The 19,176-nt window shown below is 59.0% G+C and carries 17 protein-coding genes; 13 read left to right on the forward strand and 4 right to left on the reverse strand.

Going from position 1 to position 19,176, the window contains the following annotated elements:
• Positions 1-156: 156 nt before the first annotated feature.
• The 12 genes from ATY78_RS23465 (at position 157) to ATY78_RS23520 (ending at position 11,398) form a co-directional block, all read left to right on the forward strand.
• Positions 157-1,230, forward strand: coding sequence for an endo-1,4-beta-xylanase (locus ATY78_RS23465; protein WP_088684698.1), 1,074 nt, complete (start codon positions 157-159; stop codon positions 1,228-1,230).
• Between the two features lie 31 nt (positions 1,231-1,261).
• Positions 1,262-2,413 (forward strand): glycosyltransferase, encoded by a 1,152-nt coding sequence (locus tag ATY78_RS23470; protein ID WP_088684699.1) that lies wholly within the window; start codon positions 1,262-1,264, stop codon positions 2,411-2,413.
• Positions 2,413-2,919, forward strand: coding sequence for an acyltransferase (locus ATY78_RS23475; RefSeq protein ID WP_088684700.1), 507 nt, complete (start codon positions 2,413-2,415; stop codon positions 2,917-2,919). The genes ATY78_RS23470 and ATY78_RS23475 overlap by 1 nt, the downstream gene beginning before the upstream one ends.
• The gene (gene pssM / locus ATY78_RS23480) at positions 2,916-3,818 is read left to right on the forward strand and encodes an exopolysaccharide glucosyl ketal-pyruvate-transferase (RefSeq protein WP_088684701.1); all 903 of its coding nucleotides are present in this window, start codon (positions 2,916-2,918) and stop codon (positions 3,816-3,818) included. Before ATY78_RS23475 ends, pssM begins: the two co-directional genes overlap by 4 nt.
• Positions 3,819-3,969: 151 nt before the next feature.
• Positions 3,970-5,472: a lipopolysaccharide biosynthesis protein gene (locus ATY78_RS23485; RefSeq protein ID WP_088684702.1), complete on the forward strand. Its 1,503-nt coding sequence runs from the start codon at positions 3,970-3,972 to the stop codon at positions 5,470-5,472.
• A gap of 30 nt (positions 5,473-5,502) precedes the next feature.
• Positions 5,503-6,534 (forward strand): polysaccharide pyruvyl transferase family protein, encoded by a 1,032-nt coding sequence (locus tag ATY78_RS23490; protein ID WP_088684703.1) that lies wholly within the window; start codon positions 5,503-5,505, stop codon positions 6,532-6,534.
• An 11-nt stretch (positions 6,535-6,545) separates the two neighbouring features.
• Positions 6,546-7,367 carry a galactosyl transferase gene (locus ATY78_RS23495; protein WP_088684704.1) on the forward strand — a complete coding sequence of 274 codons (822 nt, stop codon included), beginning with the start codon at positions 6,546-6,548 and terminating at the stop codon, positions 7,365-7,367.
• A gap of 81 nt (positions 7,368-7,448) precedes the next feature.
• On the forward strand, positions 7,449-8,387 hold the full coding sequence (locus tag ATY78_RS23500) for a glycosyltransferase (RefSeq protein ID WP_088684705.1): 939 nt from the start codon (positions 7,449-7,451) through the stop codon (positions 8,385-8,387).
• Positions 8,388-8,411: 24 nt separating this feature from the next.
• The gene (locus tag ATY78_RS23505; protein ID WP_088684706.1) at positions 8,412-9,296 is read left to right on the forward strand and encodes a glycosyltransferase family 2 protein; all 885 of its coding nucleotides are present in this window, start codon (positions 8,412-8,414) and stop codon (positions 9,294-9,296) included.
• Positions 9,293-10,270, forward strand: a complete 978-nt coding sequence (locus ATY78_RS23510) for a glycosyltransferase family 2 protein (RefSeq protein ID WP_088684707.1) — start codon at positions 9,293-9,295, stop codon at positions 10,268-10,270. Before ATY78_RS23505 ends, ATY78_RS23510 begins: the two co-directional genes overlap by 4 nt.
• Before the next feature lie 196 nt (positions 10,271-10,466).
• The gene (locus ATY78_RS23515; RefSeq protein ID WP_088684708.1) at positions 10,467-10,925 is read left to right on the forward strand and encodes a glucuronosyltransferase; all 459 of its coding nucleotides are present in this window, start codon (positions 10,467-10,469) and stop codon (positions 10,923-10,925) included.
• Entirely contained in the window at positions 10,922-11,398 is a 477-nt protein-coding gene (locus ATY78_RS23520; RefSeq protein WP_088684709.1) for a glycosyltransferase, read from the forward strand. Before ATY78_RS23515 ends, ATY78_RS23520 begins: the two co-directional genes overlap by 4 nt.
• A 132-nt stretch (positions 11,399-11,530) precedes the next feature.
• Here the strand turns inward: ATY78_RS23520 and ATY78_RS23530 are convergent, their stop codons facing one another.
• The 4 genes from ATY78_RS23530 to ATY78_RS23545 all read right to left on the reverse strand — a co-directional run bounded on the left by ATY78_RS23530 (position 11,531) and on the right by ATY78_RS23545 (position 17,790).
• Positions 11,531-12,226, reverse strand: a complete 696-nt coding sequence (locus ATY78_RS23530; protein WP_088684711.1) for an SGNH/GDSL hydrolase family protein — start codon at positions 12,224-12,226, stop codon at positions 11,531-11,533.
• 234 nt (positions 12,227-12,460) lie between these two features.
• Complete coding sequence (locus tag ATY78_RS23535; RefSeq protein WP_088684712.1) at positions 12,461-13,768, reverse strand: HlyD family type I secretion periplasmic adaptor subunit; 1,308 nt, start codon at positions 13,766-13,768, stop codon at positions 12,461-12,463.
• Positions 13,769-13,783: 15 nt separating this feature from the next.
• On the reverse strand, positions 13,784-15,571 hold the full coding sequence (locus ATY78_RS23540; RefSeq protein WP_088684888.1) for a type I secretion system permease/ATPase: 1,788 nt from the start codon (positions 15,569-15,571) through the stop codon (positions 13,784-13,786).
• Positions 15,572-16,176: 605 nt separating this feature from the next.
• Positions 16,177-17,790 (reverse strand): right-handed parallel beta-helix repeat-containing protein, encoded by a 1,614-nt coding sequence (locus ATY78_RS23545; RefSeq protein WP_088684713.1) that lies wholly within the window; start codon positions 17,788-17,790, stop codon positions 16,177-16,179.
• Between the two features lie 628 nt (positions 17,791-18,418).
• Here ATY78_RS23545 and ATY78_RS23550 point away from each other — a divergent pair.
• On the forward strand, positions 18,419-19,144 hold the full coding sequence (locus tag ATY78_RS23550; RefSeq protein WP_280950460.1) for an Ig-like domain-containing protein: 726 nt from the start codon (positions 18,419-18,421) through the stop codon (positions 19,142-19,144).
• Positions 19,145-19,176 lie beyond the last annotated feature (32 nt).

A 19,176-nucleotide genomic window follows, 5' to 3' on the forward strand; every position in this document is an offset into this window, starting at 1 on the left:
GTCTAGAAAATACTGCCTTTGCCGCTCACGGCGGAAGTATATTTGAAGTTGCATTATTCCATTGATTTGAACTCGAACCGCGGATGGATCGGCGCCGGCGAACCGGCCCCTCGCACGCCACCGCAGACGTGAAAACAGCAAACAGTGAGAGAAAGAATGAATAGAAGACGTTTCCTCGCCTCCGTTCCGCTCGCCCTGTTGTATGCTCGCGCGGGCCAGGCGCTGGCGCAGATGGCGCCGCCTGCCGGGCTGCGCGCCCTTGCCGACGGGAAATCCTTCCGATTCGGCTCGGCGATCGATGCCGGGGATATCAACGATCCGGTCGCGTCGCAGATCTACATCGCCAACGTCAATTCGATCACGCCGCGAAACGAGCTGAAGTGGAATGCGACGGAAAAGCGGCCCGGAGTTTTTTCCTTCGGCCCCGCCGACCGGATCGTCGCCTTTGCACGCAAAAACAATATGCGGGTTTATGGACACACGCTGATCTGGTATCGCGTCCCGGACTGGGTGTCCGCCATCACCGATGCGCAGACGATTCGGACGGCGATGAACCGTCACATAAAACAGGTTGTCACTCGCTATAAGAGGTCGATCGATGCTTGGGATGTGGTGAACGAGCCGTTGGAATATGATGCGCCGGATCTGCGGGATTGTGTTTTCCGACGCCTTCTTGGCGACGACTACATTCGTATGAGCTTCGACATGGCGCACGAGGCCAATCCCGGCGCGACGCTGGTGCTCAACGAAACGCATCTGGAGAAAAAATCCGACGTGTTCGAACAGAAGCGCACGCGCGTTTTGAAGATCGTCGAGGATCTGGTCGCAAAGAAGACGCCGATCGGCGCCGTCGGGCTGCAATCGCATTTCCGCCCCGGCCTCGACCGGATCGATCCGGAAGGAATGGGCCGTTTCTGCGCGGCGCTGAAGGATATGGGTGTCGGCGTTTTCATCACCGAACTCGATGCGTCCTGCCACTTCCTGAAACGCGACAAAGGCTTCACGCCGGCCTCCTATGCCGAGGTTTTCGGCGACGTCATCACCGTCGCCGCCGAGCGCGGTGACTTGAAAGGTGCCACCGTTTGGGGCATGTCGGAGAAATATGGCGAGCTTGACGAGAAGGACACCGATCCCGGCGCGGCATGCACGAAGCGCGTAAATCTTTACGACGAAAACAACGATCCGAGAAGTTCGGTTGATGGCATCAAGCGGGCAATAGAGGCAATGTGATCGCCAAGAAAGCGGAGACGCGAACAGATTCATGAGAAAAGCCGTTATTTATGTGGAAAAATTTTTGCCTGCCAGCCAGGCATTTGTTCTGAACCAGGCGGTGGCATTTCGTTCGTTCGAAGCTGAAATTCTTGCCGGTTCGCGAATCTCTTCCGCCCATACGAAAAAATCCACTGTCCCGGTTCATGACATCCGCCGGTCTCCGGTCGCGCGGGCCGGCGAACTGCTTCTGAAAATCCCGCAGATCGGCCTGCCCTTCCTGTTTCCCGCGATTGGCAACGCCGATCTCGTCCATGCCCATTTCGGCAAGAACGGCTATGTCATCGGTCCGCTCGCGCGCGCCGCCGGCAAGCCGCTGGTCACGACCTTCCACGGCTTCGACGCCACCTATCGCGGCGATCCGAAAAAGCCGGGCGGCTTCAATCAAGTGCGTTTCTTCGCGAAGGGCCGCAGCGAAATGGCCGGCTGGAACAGCTGGAATATAGCCGTTTCCGACTTCATCCGCGACCGGCTGCTGGCGCTCGGCTTCCGCGCCGACCGCGTCTATCGCCATCATATCGGCATCGATCTCGATCTCTTCAAAATGGAGCCTCGTCCCCGAAAAAAGGGATTGGTGGTTTCCATCGCCCGTTTCGTCGACTATAAGGGCCACCGCTTCATGATCGACGCGCTTTCACGCGTGGCGGCCGCAGGCACCCCGGTTGAATTCGTCATGGTCGGACAGGGACCATTGAAGGAGGAAATCGAGGCCTTGGCGCGCCGTTCCTTGCCAAGCGTCACGATCCATGAAAATCTGTCTCAGACTGAGATCAGAGATCTGCTCGCCAGTGCGGAACTCTATCTTCATGGCAGCGTGACCCTCGACAATGGTCACGCGGAAGCATTCGGCCTCGCCAATCTGGAAGCCGAAGCCGTCGGTACTCCGGTTGTCGCATTTCGCTCGGGAGGCGTGGGCGAAGCGATCGAAGAGGGGAAAACTGGTTATCTCGTGGAGGAGCGGGATGTCGCGGGCATGGCGGAAGCGGTTGGAAAGCTGCTCAACGACCAGGCCCTGTGGACAGCCTTCAGCGCGCGGGCACCGCTTCTGGTGGCCGAGCGTTTCGACATACGTCGTCAAACGGGGATGCTAGAGGACTATTACAGTTCCGTTCTAGACGAATTTGCCAGCCGGGGTCGGACTTGATGGTGCAGACAGGAAAGAAGCCGAAGTGGGGGCTGAACGTATTTCGGCCGCTGCGGAACGGGATCGTTAAGGCCAAGTGGCTCTATTATACGAAATTCTGGGGTATGGACATCGATCCCACCGCCAGCTTTTCCTTGAGCGTGCGCTTCGACAAGACCAATCCGAAGGGATTGCACATCGGCGCCGAAACCTATGTCGCCTTTGAAGCCGCCATCCTGACCCACGACCTCACACGCGGGCTCTACCTTCACACCAGGATCGGCAAGCGCTGCTTCATCGGCGCGCGCAGCATTATCCTGCCCGGCGTCGAAATCGGCGACGAATGCGTCATCGGCTCCGGCTCGGTGGTGACCAAGAGCGTGCCCGCGCGCTCGCTCGTGGCCGGCAACCCGGCAAAGATAATCCGCAGCGATATCAAGATCATTTCGCGTTACGGACGCATGGCCCGCGAGGACGAAACGGTCACGCAGATCGTGACGCATTTGCCGACTGGAGAAGCACGATGAAGATGTTTGCCTATCGTGGGAAACACGAGAATTTCGGCGACGAGCTGAACCATTGGCTTTGGGAGCGCCTGCTACCCGGCTTCTTCGACGAGGACGAAAGCCAGCTGTTTCTCGGCATCGGCTCGATCCTCTACGACAATTTCGACCCGAAAATGCAGAAGATCGTCTTCGGCTCGGGTTATGGCGGCTACACCAACCCGCCGAAGGTCGACGGCAACTGGACCTTCTATTTCGTGCGCGGAAAGAAGACCGCCGAAGTCCTCGGCATCGACCCGAGTTATGCCATCGGTGATTCGGGCATCCTCACGCGCAGCTGCTGGGATGCGAAAAGCGTCGAGAAGCGCTACCCCGTCTCCTTCATGCCGCATTATGAAAGCGCCATGTACGGCAGCTGGGACAAGGTCTGCGACCTCGCCGGCATCCACTATATCGATCCCCGCTGGTCGGTGGAAAAGGTTCTGACCGAAATCAGCGCATCGCAGAAGGTCGTCTCCGAAGCGATGCATGGCTGCATCATATCGGATGCGCTGCGCGTTCCGTGGCGGGCGATCCGGCCGATCGCGCCGGGCAACCGCGCCAAGTGGTATGATTGGGCGAGCGCGCTCGATCTGGAAATCGATTTCGATCCGATCGGCCCGTCCAACCTCGTCGAGGCAGGCGCGTCGCTGGTGCGGAAAAACACATATCTGTTGAAGAACATCACGTTCCGTCACCGCCGCATCCGGCAGCTGACCGGCAACTATGTCTTCGGCTCGACGGTCAAGACGCTGCAGCGGGTGGCTGAAAAGCCGGGACAGCTCAGCTCCGACGCGTCGATGGTAAGAGCGCACGAGAAAATGCTGGTCGAACTGGATCGGCTGAAGCAAGATTTTTCCAAGAAAGCGGCAAGCGCCCTTTGATGACGCTAACCGGGTTCCTGACGAGGCAAGAAGGCATGATGCTTTCCGACGCTACCAACACTCTCTGCTCCCGCGAGGGCAAGAATCACGCTGGTTGGGCCTGCGGCCCGCTTGAATGGTCAACATCCCGGACCTCAGGAGCCGTTCGCCCATGAGCAGTGTTACCGATCGACTGATCCAGGGCAGCATGTGGCTGAGCCTGTCCCGCGCCATCGTCAACGGGCTCTCGGCACTCAGCACCTTTGTGCTCGCCTGGTATCTCGTACCGGCTGATTTCGGTCTCGTCGCCATTGCAACGACGATCCAGGTCATCCTGAGTTCGGTCACAGAACTCTCGCTCAATCAGGCGCTTATCCGCCACGAGTCTCCCAGCGAAACGCACTTCAGCGCGGTCTGGACGTTGAGCGTGACGAGGAGCGCGATATTGGCGCTGCTGTTTGCCGCCGCGTCCTATCCGATCGCCGAGTTTTACAACGAGCCGCGGCTGACGAGCGTCATGCTCGCCTTGAGTTTCAGCCTGCTCTTGAGCGGTCTTGCCAATCCGCGCCGCGTCATGCTCCAGCGCGATCTGATCTTCTGGCAGGAATTCGTCCTCAACGTCTCGCAGAAGCTGGTCGGCTTCGTCGTCACGGTGGGAATTGCAGCGATCTATCAGAGTTATTGGGCCCTCGTGATCGGCACGCTTGCCTATCAGGTGACCAATATCATCGTTTCCTACACCGTCCTGCCCTTCTGGCCGCGCATCACCTTCCGGCATGCACGCGAACTGTTTTCGTTCTCGGTGTGGCTGACGGCCGGACAGATCGTCAACACCCTGAACTGGCGGATCGAATATCTGCTGATCGGCAAGATGCTCGGCGCCACGCAGCTTGGTCATTATACGGTCGGCAACACGCTCTCGACGCTGCCGACGCGCGAAGCCACCGCGCCGTTGAACCAGACGATTTATCCAGGCTTTTCCAAGGTCCGCAACGACCCGGTCCGGCTGATCGCAGCCTATCAGCGCGCGCAGGCGCTGCTGGCGGCCGTAGCGCTCCCGGCCGGGATCGGCATGGCTGTCGTGGCCGATCCGATGATGAGGCTTGCCCTGGGAGAGAAGTGGGTTCCGGCGATCTTCATCGTCCAGGCGCTTGCCTCGGTCTTCGCCCTGCAGACCCTCGGCTCGCTCGTCCAGCCGCTCGGCATGGCGAAGGGCCATACCAAGATGCTGTTCATCCGCGACACGCAGATGCTGGTGGTCCGCATTCCGATCATCATCGCCGGTCTTATGATGGCCGGGCTTCCGGGCGTCGTTTATGCGCGCGTGTTGACGGGCCTGATTTCCACCGTGGTCAACATGCTTCTCGTCAAGCGCCTGATCGATCTGCCGTTCTTCCAGCAGCTCGCAGCCAACTTCCGCGCGCTTGCCAGCGTCGCCTTGATGGCCGCCAGCGTCTGGGGATTGTCGCATGTCGTCAGCATGCCTGCCGACAAGCTGCACCTGGCGGTGTATCTTGGCTTCCTCGTCGTCACCGGCGGCATCATCTATGTCGGCTCGAGCTTTGTGCTCTGGGTTGCGATGAAGAGGCCCAGCGGCCCGGAAACCGAAGTTCAGCGTATCGTTGTCAAGTTCCTGTCAAAAGCAAAACGTATTGCCGTACCCAAATCGGCCTGAAGCGAAACGAACATCAACAAGAGAGGCAGAATGACCAGCCAATCCAGATCGGAGCTGATCTCAAAACTCAACGGCATGATCCATGATTGCCTGAAGGACTATGTCTCGCGCGATGAACCGCTTGCGATTCTCGACTTCCCCGACATCCGAAATTGCGGCGACTCGGCAATCTGGCTGGGTGAGATGGCCTATCTCAAGGATCGCTTCGGCAAGCGCCCGGACTATGTTTCCAGGCTCTACGACTTCTCCGCCGACGAACTGAAGCGGCGGGTTCCCACGGGCCCGATCTTCATTCACGGCGGCGGCAATTTCGGCGATATCTGGGTTGCCCACCAGGATTTCCGCGAAATGATCATGGAGCGTTTCCCGGATCGGCAGATCGTCCAGTTCCCGCAGTCGATCCACTACAGCTCGGCTGAGCGGATCGAACAGTCCAAGCGGGCCATCGGGCGCCACAAGAATTTCGTGCTGCTCGTGCGCGACGAAGAGTCGAAGGAGTTTTCCGAAAAGCACTTCGACTGCACCGTTCGGCTATGCCCCGACATGGCTTTCGCCATCGGCCCGCTTGCCGAAAGGGCGACGCAGATCCCCGTCCTCGCCATGCTGCGCGAGGATGCGGAACGGGTCGGCGGCGGCGATCGCAAGATCCCTTCCGATATTCCTGTGGAAGACTGGATTACCGAGTCGAAACGGAAGGTGGATATTGCCAAGAAGCTGGGGGTCGCTTCGGCCTATCTCGCATTGAAGCCGAGCGAAGTCGCCTTGCGCAGGCTGGATGCGGCGGCGCACAACCGCTTCGAGCGCGGCATCAGCCAGATCTCGCGTGCCCGCGCGATCGTGACCGATCGCCTGCACGTCCATATCTGCTCGCTGCTGCTCGGCCGCCCGCATGCGGTGCTCGACAACAGCTATGGAAAGATCCGCCGCTTCATGAATGCGTTTTCCGGCGGAACGGACCTTTCCTACAAGGCGACTTCGCTCGAAGACGGGATCGAGTGGGCGCGCCAGCAGGCGTCCAAGGGGCGTGTCGCTGAGAAAGAAGCTGTGGGCCTGCGGGCTTGAGGGGGAATTCGATGCCACTTGTCACCTTCATCATCCCGGTCCGACATCAGGACAACGCGCGCGATTGGAGCAAGCTGAAGGCAAATCTCAGCCAGACCGTGGCCTCCATCTCCAATCAGACCAATGGCGATTGGCGCGGCATCATCGTGGCGAACGAAGGGGCCGACCTGCCGGATCTGCCGGAGAAATTCTCCGCAGTGCGCGTGACCTTTCCGCCGAACGACATGCATGAGCTCGGCAAGGGCAGCAAGGAAGACTTCCTCGACGCCTTCCGCGCCGACAAGGGCCGACGCGTCCTGAGCGGGATGTTGGCCGCTGCCGACAGCCGCTTTTTCATGATCGTCGACGATGATGATTTCGTCAGCTCCCGGATCGTCCAGTACGTTTCGGAAAACCAGAACGCCAACGGCTGGACCATCGACCACGGCTACATCTGGGACGACGGCGGCAACTTCCTGCTGGGTCACGATGACTTCAGCCATCTCTGCGGCACCTCGCTGATCATTCGCGCCGATCTTTATCAACTGCCGCAGCGCTTCGAAGACGCGTCGCTCGACTGGATCAAGTCGATGCTGGGCAGCCATGTCCGCATTGCCAACATTCTTGCCCAGCGCGGAGCGCCGCTGACGAAACTCCCCTTCCGGGGCGCCGTCTACCGGGTCGCCCATGGCGGCTCGCACAGCCGGGCGCCGAGCCTGCTGCGGCAGTATTTCCTCAATCGCGGCGCGCTTTCCAAGCCGCGGCGCTGGTTGCGCAATTTTCGTAAGCTGAGGATGCTCGGCGACGGTCACAGGCGCGAATTCTTTGGCAAGACGCGGTCTAACCCCGCGTAAACCCGATCCGCTCGAACATCGCACAGGCAGTCAAAACATGAGGCTTTTCGCTTTCGACTTCACCAAGAGGGTTGGTCACTGATGTCGGATCTATTCGTCAGCGTGCTCTTTTCATCCTATAATGGCGCGAGCCGCCGGCTGCGCCATACGCTGGATTCCTTGGTGAGCCAGGAGCTTCCCCATGATCGATGGGAATTGATCGCTGTCGACAACAACAGCAATGACGATACGTTCGATCTTTTGAACTCCTACAGCGAGAAGCTTCCGATCACCGTCCTGCAGCAGCGCAAGCCGGGAAAATCGGGCGCGCTGAACATGGCTCTGGATCGGGTCAAGGGTGATCTCATCGTCTTCACCGACGACGATATCCGTGCCGAGCCGAACTGGCTGCAAGCAATCGTCGATTGCGCCGTCGCCCATCCGGGTTTTGGCGTCTTCGGCGGCAGGATCGTCCCCGATTGGGAAAAGGAACCGAAGGATCGCTTCATCGATTGGATCCCGATGGGCTCCACCTTTGCGATCGTCGATGAAACACAAAGCGGGCCGTGCGACCCGACGAAGGTCTGGGGCCCGAACACGATCGTTCGGCGAGAACTGCTTGGAACCAGCGTACGCTATCGGGAGGATATCGGCCCTCTCCCGGGAAAGATGTTCGCCATGGGTGAAGATGCTGAAATCATCATCCGTCTGGCCGCGAGCGGCGCCAAATCCTATCGATGCGCTGAAGCCGTGGTTCACCACTGGATTCCGGCGTCGAGCGTGACCGAGGACTGGGTGCAGAAACGCGGCGAGCGGCTCGGCTACGGCATGCCGGCGCTCTTTCCGGACGAAGTGCCGGAAGGCGTGAGGATCAGCGGTGTTCCTTTACCGACCTGGATCGAAAGCGCACAATGGGCGCTGCGGGCAGCCATGCTTTATCTCCTGCCGCAATCGAAGAAGCGTTTCTGGGCGATTTGGAAATACTACTACATGCGCGGCTATCGCGCCGGGATTCGCCGATACGCGCCGCTGGCGCGGTGATCGATTGGCCCAGGAGGCGGTAATTTGAAACTCTCGGTGCTGATCAACAATTTCAACTATGGGCAGTTCCTGCGCCCATGCATCGACAGCGTTCTGTCGCAGACCTATCCCGACTTCGAAGTGATCGTCGTCGACGATGGCTCCACGGATGATTCCAGGGAAATCCTTGCTTCCTACGGCGAGCAGATCCGTTCCGTGCTGAAGGAAAACGGCGGCCAGGCCTCGAGCTTCAATGCCGGCTTTGCCGCCGCGAGCGGCGATATCCTTTTCCTCCTCGATGCCGACGACGCGTTTCTGCCCGGCAAACTCGAGCGCATCGCCGAGATCTACGATCGCAACGAGATCGACTGGTGCTTCGACCGCGTGACGACAAATGAAGCCGATCAGCCTGCCGCCGAGCTGCAGGTGACGCTGTTCGACAAGCGGGAAACGCTGCGCAAGGGCGGTTTCCCCTCGCTTCCGGTGCCGACGTCGGGCTTGAGCTTCCGCCGCGATCTGCTGGCTCAAATCCTGCCGATGTCGGTCGCTAAAGATGTCGTTCTCAGCGACAATTATATCAAATTCGCCGCCGCCTATCTCGGTCGCGGCGCGATCATCGAGACGCCGCTGACGTTTCAACGCATTCACGCATCGAACCGCTACACCGGCACGAACAGGGCCAAGACGTTGCGTCCGCGGATCATGATCGCGACCGGGCTGGAACTGGCCCGTCGCTATGACGGTCTGCAGGCGCTCGGCAAGAGCCTTGTGGCCGGCGGCATTGCCCAGACCACGTCGCTGTTCAAGCTTCACAGCGAAGCGCGCAACACGGTCGCCGGCGGCCCGTTCGGCGAGGATGCCGCGACCGAAGTGGCCTTGATGGCGGCGCGCAAGCGCCTGGGAAATATGCTGCGGAAGGGCCAGTCATGAACCAGCAGGATAGTTTCGCGCAGTCCGGCGCCGGTCAGGCGGGCACGGCACCATTGAACATCGCCGTTGGCGTGCTGACCTACCGGCGCCTGGACGGGATCGCCAAGCTGCTCGACGTGATGACGCGCCAGATCAGGCATCCCGCCCGCCCCTATCGTCTCACCATGGTGATCGTCGACAATGATGCGGCCGGCAGCGCAAGGGCCACGGTGGAAAGCTTCGGGCAGACCGGCGCCTACGACCTGATCTACGTCGTCGAACCGAACCAGGGCATACCCTTTGCGCGCAACCGCGCGATGGATTCGGCGCCTGCCGGCACCGACCTCTTCTGCTTTCTCGACGATGATGAATGGCCGGTCGATGGCTGGCTGGATGCGATGCTGGAGACCCGTGAGAAGAACCGCGCCGATTGCGTCTACGGCCCCGTTCAACCGGTCTATCCCGAAAACCCGCCGGAATATTTCATCAAGGCGAGGGTTTTCGAACGCAAGAAGAACAGTGACGGGCAACGCATTTATTACGCCGCCTCCAACAACGTCATGTTCGATTATCCCCTGATCCGCTCATGGAACCTGCGTTTCGAAGAGAAAATGCGCTACACTGGCGGGACGGACTATCTTTTCTTCAATCAGGCTGTGCGCCGCGGCATGAAGGTCTTCTGGGCTGACAAGGCGCTGGTCCATGATATCGTTCCCGCCAGCCGGATGACCTGGAAATGGGTGCTGCAGAGACAATACCGGCTCGGCAATACCTTCGCGGTCAGCGAGGTCCTGCATGGCAACCTCAAGCGCCGGATCTATCGCGCGGCCTATGGCGCCACGAGAGTGATGCTCGGCGTCGCCATGCTGCCCGCAATCCTGATTTCACCCTATTGGGGCATGCGCGCCCTCACCCATCTGCTGCGCGGCGCCGGCATGGTCAACGGGATTCTCGGACATGCCTACCAGGAATATAAGCCCAATGCGGCCCATTAAAAATCGGCCTGCGGCCAGGCATGCGTGAATATGTCGGATGAAACATTGTTTCGAATCGAGAGTTTCCACATGATCCTCAAGCTTCGGGTATCGGTCGGTAATATTGGAAATCCATTGAACTGCCACGATGGAGCCACGGTTTCGGTGGAACGGTCTTACGCTCTTATCGTCGGTCCAACATGGGGGATGCCTTGATATGGCTGAGAAGAAATTGAAGGTTCTCGCGGCCTCCTCGGGAGGCGGCCATTGGGAACAGCTGATGGCCATGCGCAGCGCATTCGAGGGCTGCGATATCGTCTTCGCAACGACCATCCCTGGGCTGCTTGCCAAATATGACATTCGGGATGGACTGGTCCTTCCCGACTGCAGCCGAGACTCGATCACCATGTCGATCCGCTGCTTTTTCAGCGCCTTCGCGATCGTCATCAAACAGCGGCCCGATGTCGTCATCTCGACGGGTGCCGCACCCGGGCTCTTTTGCCTGCTCGCCGGCAAGCTGATGGGCAAGCGGACGATCTGGATCGACAGCGTCGCCAATGTCGAAAAACTCTCCCTGTCGGGAAAACTGGCCGGCCATATCGCCACGCTCTGGCTCACGCAATGGCAACATCTGTCCCGGCCCGATGGCCCCCACTATGCAGGAGCCGTCCTTTGATCCTCGTTACCGTCGGAACGCAGCTGCCCTTCGATCGTCTCATCAAGGCCGTCGACGCCTTCGCCAAGGAATTGACCAAACCGGTTCTGGCCCAGATCGGCAAGGGCAGTTACACGCCGCAGAACATGAAATGGATCAAGAACATCGAGCCCGCGGACTTCGACAAGGTCTTTCGCGACGCCACGGTCATCGTCTCCCATGCCGGCATCGGAACCGTCCTCACGGCAAAGCGGTTCGGCAAACCCATCATTCTCGTTCCCCGCCAGGCCTCCCTCGGTGAGCATCGCAACGACCATCAGCTTGCCACGGTAAGCCAGCTCGAGGGCCGGCCGGGCATCTATATCGCCCATACCGATGAGGAACTCAAAAACTACCTCCTCGAAGACCTGAACAGCCCCGCCGAGGAAGATCCGTCGGAAGCCGGAAGAGCTTCGCTGGTCAACTACCTGAAAGGCTATCTCGCCGAAGTTTGAACTAGAGCAATTCCAGCAAAAGTGTGCAGCGGTTTTGCGTCCGGAATTGCGTGAAAACAAAGAGATAGAGCAATTCCGCGATTCGAAGAAAAGCGGAATTGCTCTAGAAGCCGTCGGCAGGAGAGATGGATTTCATTCTCCGCATTTGCGCCCGGCGATCCGTTCGACAAGTTCGGGCACGATGATTTTGGACGCAATCTCAGGCTGGGGATGAGCGCCATCGGGAATGGCCGCAGCCAGATCGTCCGGCGTCAGGCGCTCCCAGTTCGGCCGGTGGTCGATAAATTCCAGGCCGCGTTTTTCCGCTTCCTCCCGATGCGCCGAGATATAGCTTCCGACAAAGGGCCGGATCAGTCCCCGCATTCCTGAAAACGGATTCATCGCCATGACGATAATCCGTGCGCCCGGCAGGCGCTGGCGAAGCGTGTCGAGGATCTGGCCGATATTTTTTCGGCTTTGCGCAAGCGAGACGAACCGATGCAGCGTCGCGTCGTTGGCGTAAAGCTCGATCAGGACGATATCCGGCTGCCCGGCGACGACGCGGTCGACCTCAGTCATCGCCCATAGCGTCGTTTCGCCGCTTTTCGCAACGCTGTCGACCTCCACCGGCCTTTGCAGGCAGGCTGCGAGTTGCGCCTGAAGAGCAGGTTGCCATCCGCCGCGCGCCGTCAGGGATGTTCCGAAGGCGACGATCTTCAATGGCGGAAGGTTCTCCGCGGAGCCGCTCTTGGGCATCGAGAGCGCCACGAGACATGCCAAAAACAGAACAAGTCCATAAGCCTGCCATCTCTCAACCGGCACGGCGCGCCAAAACCTCAAACATCTCATGGAGAGACCATATCTCGGTGGAACCGATACGTCACGCGGCAGCAAGGACGTACCGCTCGATCCAAGCCAGCCAGCTTACGGCAGGCTTGAGACAATGTCATGGAAATGGCCGCTCGTGCTTCTTGAGAGCAATCCCAGGAAAAGTGTGAAGCAGTTTTCCTGGAATTGCGTAAAAACAAAACTTAAGCGGCCAAAGAACCTCGGGCTCCAATCCGACGGATCAACGCAGCCGGGTCACTCCTCGCGGAAGACGTGCTGCATCTGGTCGGTCAGCGGTTTCGTCAGATAGGAAATGACGGTCCTGTCGCCGATCTTGATGAAGACTTCGGCCGGCATGCCCGGATAGAGCTTGATCGACTTCAGTTTTGCGATGCTTTCGGCCTTCGGCTTGACCCGAAGAGGATAGTAGCTGATGCCCGAGCGCTCATCCTTGACGATATCGGGCGCGATGGACGTGATCTCGCCGGCCACATCGGGCGTCGTGCGCTGATCGAAGGCGCTGAAGCGGACATCGACGGATTGGCCGACGTGAACCTGGTCGATATCGCGGGTCGCAACTTTCGCCTCGACCGTAAGATCCTCGTTTTCCGGAACGACCAGCATCAGCGTCTCGCCGGGATTGACGACGCCGTTGACCGTGTGAATCGCAAGCTCGTGAATACGTCCGCTGAGCGGTGCGGTAATATCGAGACGGCGGAGCTGGTCGACCGCCGTTCCGCGCCGCTCTTCATATTCGGCGATCTGCGCCTCGACGTCGGTCAGGTCCTTTGCGATCTCCGAACGACGATCCTCGTCCAGCTGAATCGACTGGCGATCGATCTCGATCGCTTTGCCCTCGGCCTCCGCCTTCGCGGCGATCTGCTGGCCGCTATTGCCCTGGAGGTCGGCGCGTGCACGCTTGAGGTTGTTCAGACGCTGCAGCGTGACCAGCCCCTTCTTGTAGAGAGCATCGATGCCCTCGAGCTCCTGCTCGATCAGGCCGAGGGAGTCATTGGTCGCGTTGATCTGAACGACCAATCCCTTGATCTGCTCGGCCAGCTGATCCTTGCGTGATGCCAGCTGGCTCTTCATTCCGATCAGCGCCGATCTGCGGCTGTCGAACAGTTTCGTCTCGCCATCGAGCAGATCCCGCGCGGCGGCCCTGGATGTCAGGTCGCCGATATCTTCCTGGACCTTGAAGGAATCGGCGCCGATCCGCTCCGCCTTCAGCCGTGCGCGGCGGGCGTAGAGCTGCGCGAGCGTGCTCTCGACGATCGAAAGCTCGGCTTTCGTCTTCGTTCCATCGAGCCGTATCAGCACCTGTCCGGCCGACACATGATCATTCTCGGCAACGAGGAGTTCCGAGACGATGCCGCCCGTGAGATGTTGGACCTTCTTGACATCGCCATCGACGACGACCACGCCTTCGCCGATGACGGCGCTCGAAAGCTCCGTCGTTGCCGCCCAACCGCCGATACCGCATACGAGGGCGATGGACAGGGCACCGACAATCGCGACATGGCGGTTGAGGGAGCGTTTCGATTCACTGATGACTTTGTTCAAGAGACTCCTTCCGGCCTATTCGGCCGCATTCATGCCGTCGACGACGACCTTGAGCTGAGCGACGCGATCGGCAATCGGCGTGCGTGCTGCGGCCGCCGCCGCTGCCGCCGGTTCCGGCCGGCTGACCCGTGCGAGAACTTCCTCCTTGGGACCGAAGGCGATCATCCGGCCCTCCTGCATCATCAGCACGAAGTCGCACACCGCCAGAACGCCGGATCGATGGGCGATGACGACGACGATGCCGCCACGCGCGCGCACGCTCATGATCGCGGCGCTCAGCGCCCGTTCGCCTTCTTCGTCGAGATTGGAGTTCGGTTCGTCGAGCACGACGAGGAAGGGCTCGCCGTAAAGCGCTCTTGCAAGCGCAATACGCTGTCTCTGGCCAGCCGAAAGCGCCGCCCCCCCGTCGCCGATTTCGGTTTCATAACCGTTCGGCAGCCGCAGGATGAGATCGTGAACCCGCGCCGCACGCGCCGCGGCAACGACGGCCTCGGGCGACATCTCCTTGGCGAAACGGCAGATGTTCTGCGCAACAGTGCCCGAGAAAAGCTCGACGTCCTGCGGGAGATAACCGATATGGCGGCCGAGCGCATCGCCATCCCACTGGTCCAGCGCGGCGCCGTCGAGACGGATGGAGCCTCTGAAGGTCGGCCAAACGCCCATCATCGCCCGCGCCAAGGAGGATTTGCCCGAGGCGCTGTAACCGATGACCCCAAGCGCGCTCCCTGCCCTCAGGCCGAAGCTGATGTCGGAAATGACGAGGCGCTGACCGGCCGGCGGTCCGCTCGCCAGTCCCTCGACCGTGACCTGCTTGGAGGGTGCGGCAAGCGCCAGCGGAGCCGGAACCTCAGGAATGGTTTTCAAGAGGTTCGAAAGCCGTGCCCAGCTCTGCTGGGCGGACACGAAGCCGCGCCAGTTTCCAATCGCTGCTTCCACGGGCGCCAGAGCGCGAGACGTCAGGATGGAGCCGGCAATGATGATGCCGGAGGAAGCCTGCCCCTGAATGACCAGGATCGCCCCGGTTGCGAGCGTCGCCGACTGCAGCGCGATACGGAAAATCTTCGACAGGGTCGCATATCCGTTGCCGACATCCGATGCCTGCCGGTTGATGGTCCGGTATTCCTGGTTCTTGCGGTCCCAGATTTCAGACATGGTGCCGGCCATGCCCATGGCATGAATGACCTCGGAATTGCGGATCGAGGTCTGCGCGAAGGCATTGCGCATATTGGCGGCTTCGGATTGCTTTTTCGAAAGCGTCCGCGTTCCCTGATTGGTGAGGAAGGTCAGGATGGCGAGAATGAGCGCGCCGCCGATGGCGATATAGCCGATCGCCGGATGGAACAGGAAGCAGATCACGAGATAGAAGGGCAGCCAGGGCAGGTCGAACATCGCCGTCGGGCCCATTCCGGACAGGAAGGTTCTGATCTGATCGAAGTCGCGCAGCGGCTGAAGCCCGTCTCCGCCGATCTTGACCTTCAGCGGCGCCCTGATCAGCGCCCGGAACACGCGCCCGTTCATCATCTCGTCGAGCGCACCCGCCACGCGCACGAGCATCCTGCTGCGCAGGACTTCGAACGCGCCCTGAAAGGCATAGAGCGTTAATGCAAGTATAGCCAAGGCCGCCAGCGTGGGTATGCTTTTGCTGGGGATGACCCGGTCATATACCTCAAGCATAAAAAATGAACTTGTGAGATAAAGGATATTGACGAGCGCGCTTGCTATTCCGATGAAGACAAGACCACCCTTGCATTTGCGCAAGGCTTTGGATGGCTCGCTGATATCAGCTGCTGAATTCTGAAACACCAATTAATCCTCTCCTGCGGCATCGCACACAAGCCAATACGCCTGCACACGTTGCAGCTACGGGTTCGTCAAGCCCGGCTCATTGACACAGTTGCCCTCGGACCCCGGCAGCGGTGCCGGATCTCCGCGTACAAGCCCACAGCTTTATTACATGAATCCCACTGAAAAATGACCAAAAATACAAATTTATAGCGAGCGATTTCAGGGGGCCCGAGATTAACGCTACGCTAAACAGACCGATCCAAGCAAGTGAAAATCGCAAAATCGCCCAATAACGGTTCACAAGTTTAAACGCATGACGTGCACGGACACGGCGTTTACTGGGGTGTTAACTATAGTTTCAATCTATAGTTTGGGCGCGTGTGATGACGGAAACATTTCGTCATTCAGCCCCTCTTCCGCCTTTCGGCGCCGACCGGGCGGCAACCCCGGCCATCAAGTGGCAAAAATGAGACGATGGCCGGACGAAGACGACCGGCGAAAGCACGTCGCGTCAAACTCGATTCCAGCGATGCGCTTCAGCTCTTTGTTTTTCGTATGCCGTCATCCCGGAACCGCGGCACGCTTCCGGGCGACCTACGATAGCCCGCCTGGCATGCCCTGCTTCAAACCAGCAGATGCGACGTCTGGCTGCTGTGGAATGCATCCACATTGATGAACACACTCAAGCTGTCCGTATCGATGTGCGAAGCGCCATCGGAGATCTTGTACTGGAAGGACTCGCTGACTTTGCCGCTGAGACCGTCGAGTTTCGCCGCATCGAGCGTGTAGGTGTAATCGCCGTCGCTCTCCACGTGGATGACGCCGTATTTCCCGGTCAGCGTCAGGCCATGCTTGTCCACCGCACTGTCGCCGAAGCGGCGAAGCAGCACCGTTCCGTTGCTCGCACTGTCGTTTTCGAGAAGATTGCCATGATAGGCGCCGCCCGTATCGCTCGCGATCCTCAGGCTGTCATGGGCTGCGACGATTTTAGGACCGACGACGGCGGGTACGGCCGGGGTCTGCACTTCGGTCGTGGGCGCCGGGGCGCTTACCTGCGGCTGCGCCGGCGTTTCGACAGACAACTCGGAGGTCGTTGCAGCAGGTGTTTGCTCCGAGCCTGATGGCGTGCCGCCGGTCGCACTGTCGAGTTCGGCTTGCGCTTGTTCGAGCGTCTTGTTTTCGCCGATGGAGAAGGTGTTCTGAGCAGCAATCGTCGCAGGCATCGTCAGGGTCGCTACGTCGCTGTCGATGATATTGTCATAGAAGGAGCCCGATGCAGGCTTGTCCACCTTCAGCGCCGACGAGGACAGATCATCGAAAACGTTATCATGGATGTCGATATTCTCGCGGACGTAGCCGGGATTACCGACAGCGCTGACCAGAACGCCGTACACGCCGTCGTGAAGATAGTTTCCACTGATATCGTAATTCTTGGCGTCGCCTTGATCGCCGAGTCCGATGCCGTAGGACCAGGTGTAGCCACCGTATCCCGAGATATCATTGTCATGGATGGAGATATTAGTGCCGGCCTGGGCGCTCAACCCGAAACCGCCGCCGACCAACGTATTGTCCTCGATGACAGCATTCTGGGCGCGCACCAACACCAGCACGCCCTTGGCGCTGTTGCTTTCCGTCTGGTCCAGGTGGTTGCCCTGGATCAGGATATTGCTGCTGTCGTTGAGTTGGACGGCATCCGCTGCACTGCCGCGACTATTGGTGATGGTATTGTTGATCAGGGTGACGCCGTTGACCTTATCCATCCAGATCCCGTCGGAACGCACGCCGGTAAGCGTGCTGTTCTCGATCGTGATGTTCCAGCTGCTTTGGAAGCTGACCGAACCGGGCTTACCGGCGAGGCCGGTATTCGTCACCTCGACATTGCGCACGACCCAGTTCGATACATTGCCTGCATATATCGCATTTGCGCCGGTATCCGCGATCCTGATGTTCTCGATAACGATATTGGAAGCCTTCGACCCGTGGATGCCGTCATTGCTGCTGTGAATGACCGGTGCATCGCCGACACCGTAGCTGCCGATCGTGATTGGAGCAGTGACACTACCGGAGTATTTCAAGTCGAATTGTTCGTTGAACACGCTTCCCGCAGCAAGCAGCACGCTGTCACCCGGGTTCAGCCTCAAGGATTCCACGGCGGACAGCGTCGCAAAAGCCGAACCCTCGCTGGTTCCGTTATTGTGGTCGGATCCCGTTGCTGAATTCACGTAGTAGACGGTCATGCGGGCGCTCTCCATAGATATTGGAAAAGCTTCTAACCGCGGACCTCTCTCTGCCTACTAAAATGAAACACTAAAATGCATGATATCTCGTCGTAATTCTTGGGTCTCGAGCATAAAATTATAATAGACGGGACATTTCGCAGTGCAGCAATTTCTTCTCAAGAAGAACGCGCCCATCTAATCTCCACGTTTCTCAATCAGGTTCAGCCGCCGCAATTGCGGAAACGGAAACGTTTACCTTGTTTTTGGAACCACGGAACTCGGCCGATTATTTTGACACGACCGGCGCGACGGATAGAAGCCTGTTCCAAAAAAGCGATAACCCAAAGTGGTTATGCTCAATCTCCATCCTCCTAAAGGCGAACATCTATATTCTTATAAATGTCACATGAATAAAAACCCTTCCGCCTAAAGAAAAGCGTTCCTGCATCTACGATTCTGCATATTCACTTATTATTAATGCAATAATATCCAAGCGGTTCATCACCTTATACGCATTCAGGGTGTGTAATTATTACACAACATACCCAAAAATGTTCACTCATTGTTAATTATCTCCTTGACTCGATGTATTAACGTATCCTTAATCGGCCAGCTCGCCCGGGTCAGTATTGACCAGCGAATAACAATTCACGGAGAGAGAACAATGGCTATTCACGCAACCGACGATACAGCAACATTTCTGGAAACCGATGTTATTTCTGGAAATCTGCTTGCCAATGATACATCTGACGGCAACCTGTTCCTTCGTTTCTTCGACCAACAGAGCGTTGGCGCCAAGCAGGGCAACAGCCAGGTCACCCAGATCCAGGGCGACTACGGCACCTTCTTCGTCAAGCCGGACGGCAGCTACACCTACGTTCTGAGCGAGGCTGCCAAGGTGGGCTTCACCAATGGCGAAATCCTCCAGGAGAAGGTCTCCTACAAGATCTCGGACGGAGCCGGTCACACCGACGTCGGCCTGTTCACCCTCAATATTCAGGGCGTCACCCAGGTCAAGCCGATCGCAGTCGACGATGCCTACAGCTTCACCGAAGGCAGCCCCATCGGCGGCAATGTTCTCGACAACGACATTCCCGGCGATAACGGCCATCTGTTCCTGCGTCAGTTCGACGGCACGAGCGTCGCTGCCGCCGCCGGCGCCGTCACCGACATTGCCGGCACCTATGGCACCTTCCACGTTCAGGCGAATGGCGAATTCACCTACGAACTGACGTCGGACATCGCTCCGGGCGCCCAGGTCAAGGAGACCATCGAATACTACAAGATCTCCGATGGCGAAGGCCATACGGATGTCGGCGTTCTGACGCTCAACATCACCGGCACGGACGTCGTCTCCGGCGCCAGCGTCTAATCAGCAAGAGCGATCATGAGGCAACGCCCGCC

The organism is Rhizobium sp. R635, assembly GCF_002211285.1.
In the GTDB taxonomy this organism is placed as follows: Bacteria; Pseudomonadota; Alphaproteobacteria; order Rhizobiales; family Rhizobiaceae; genus Rhizobium.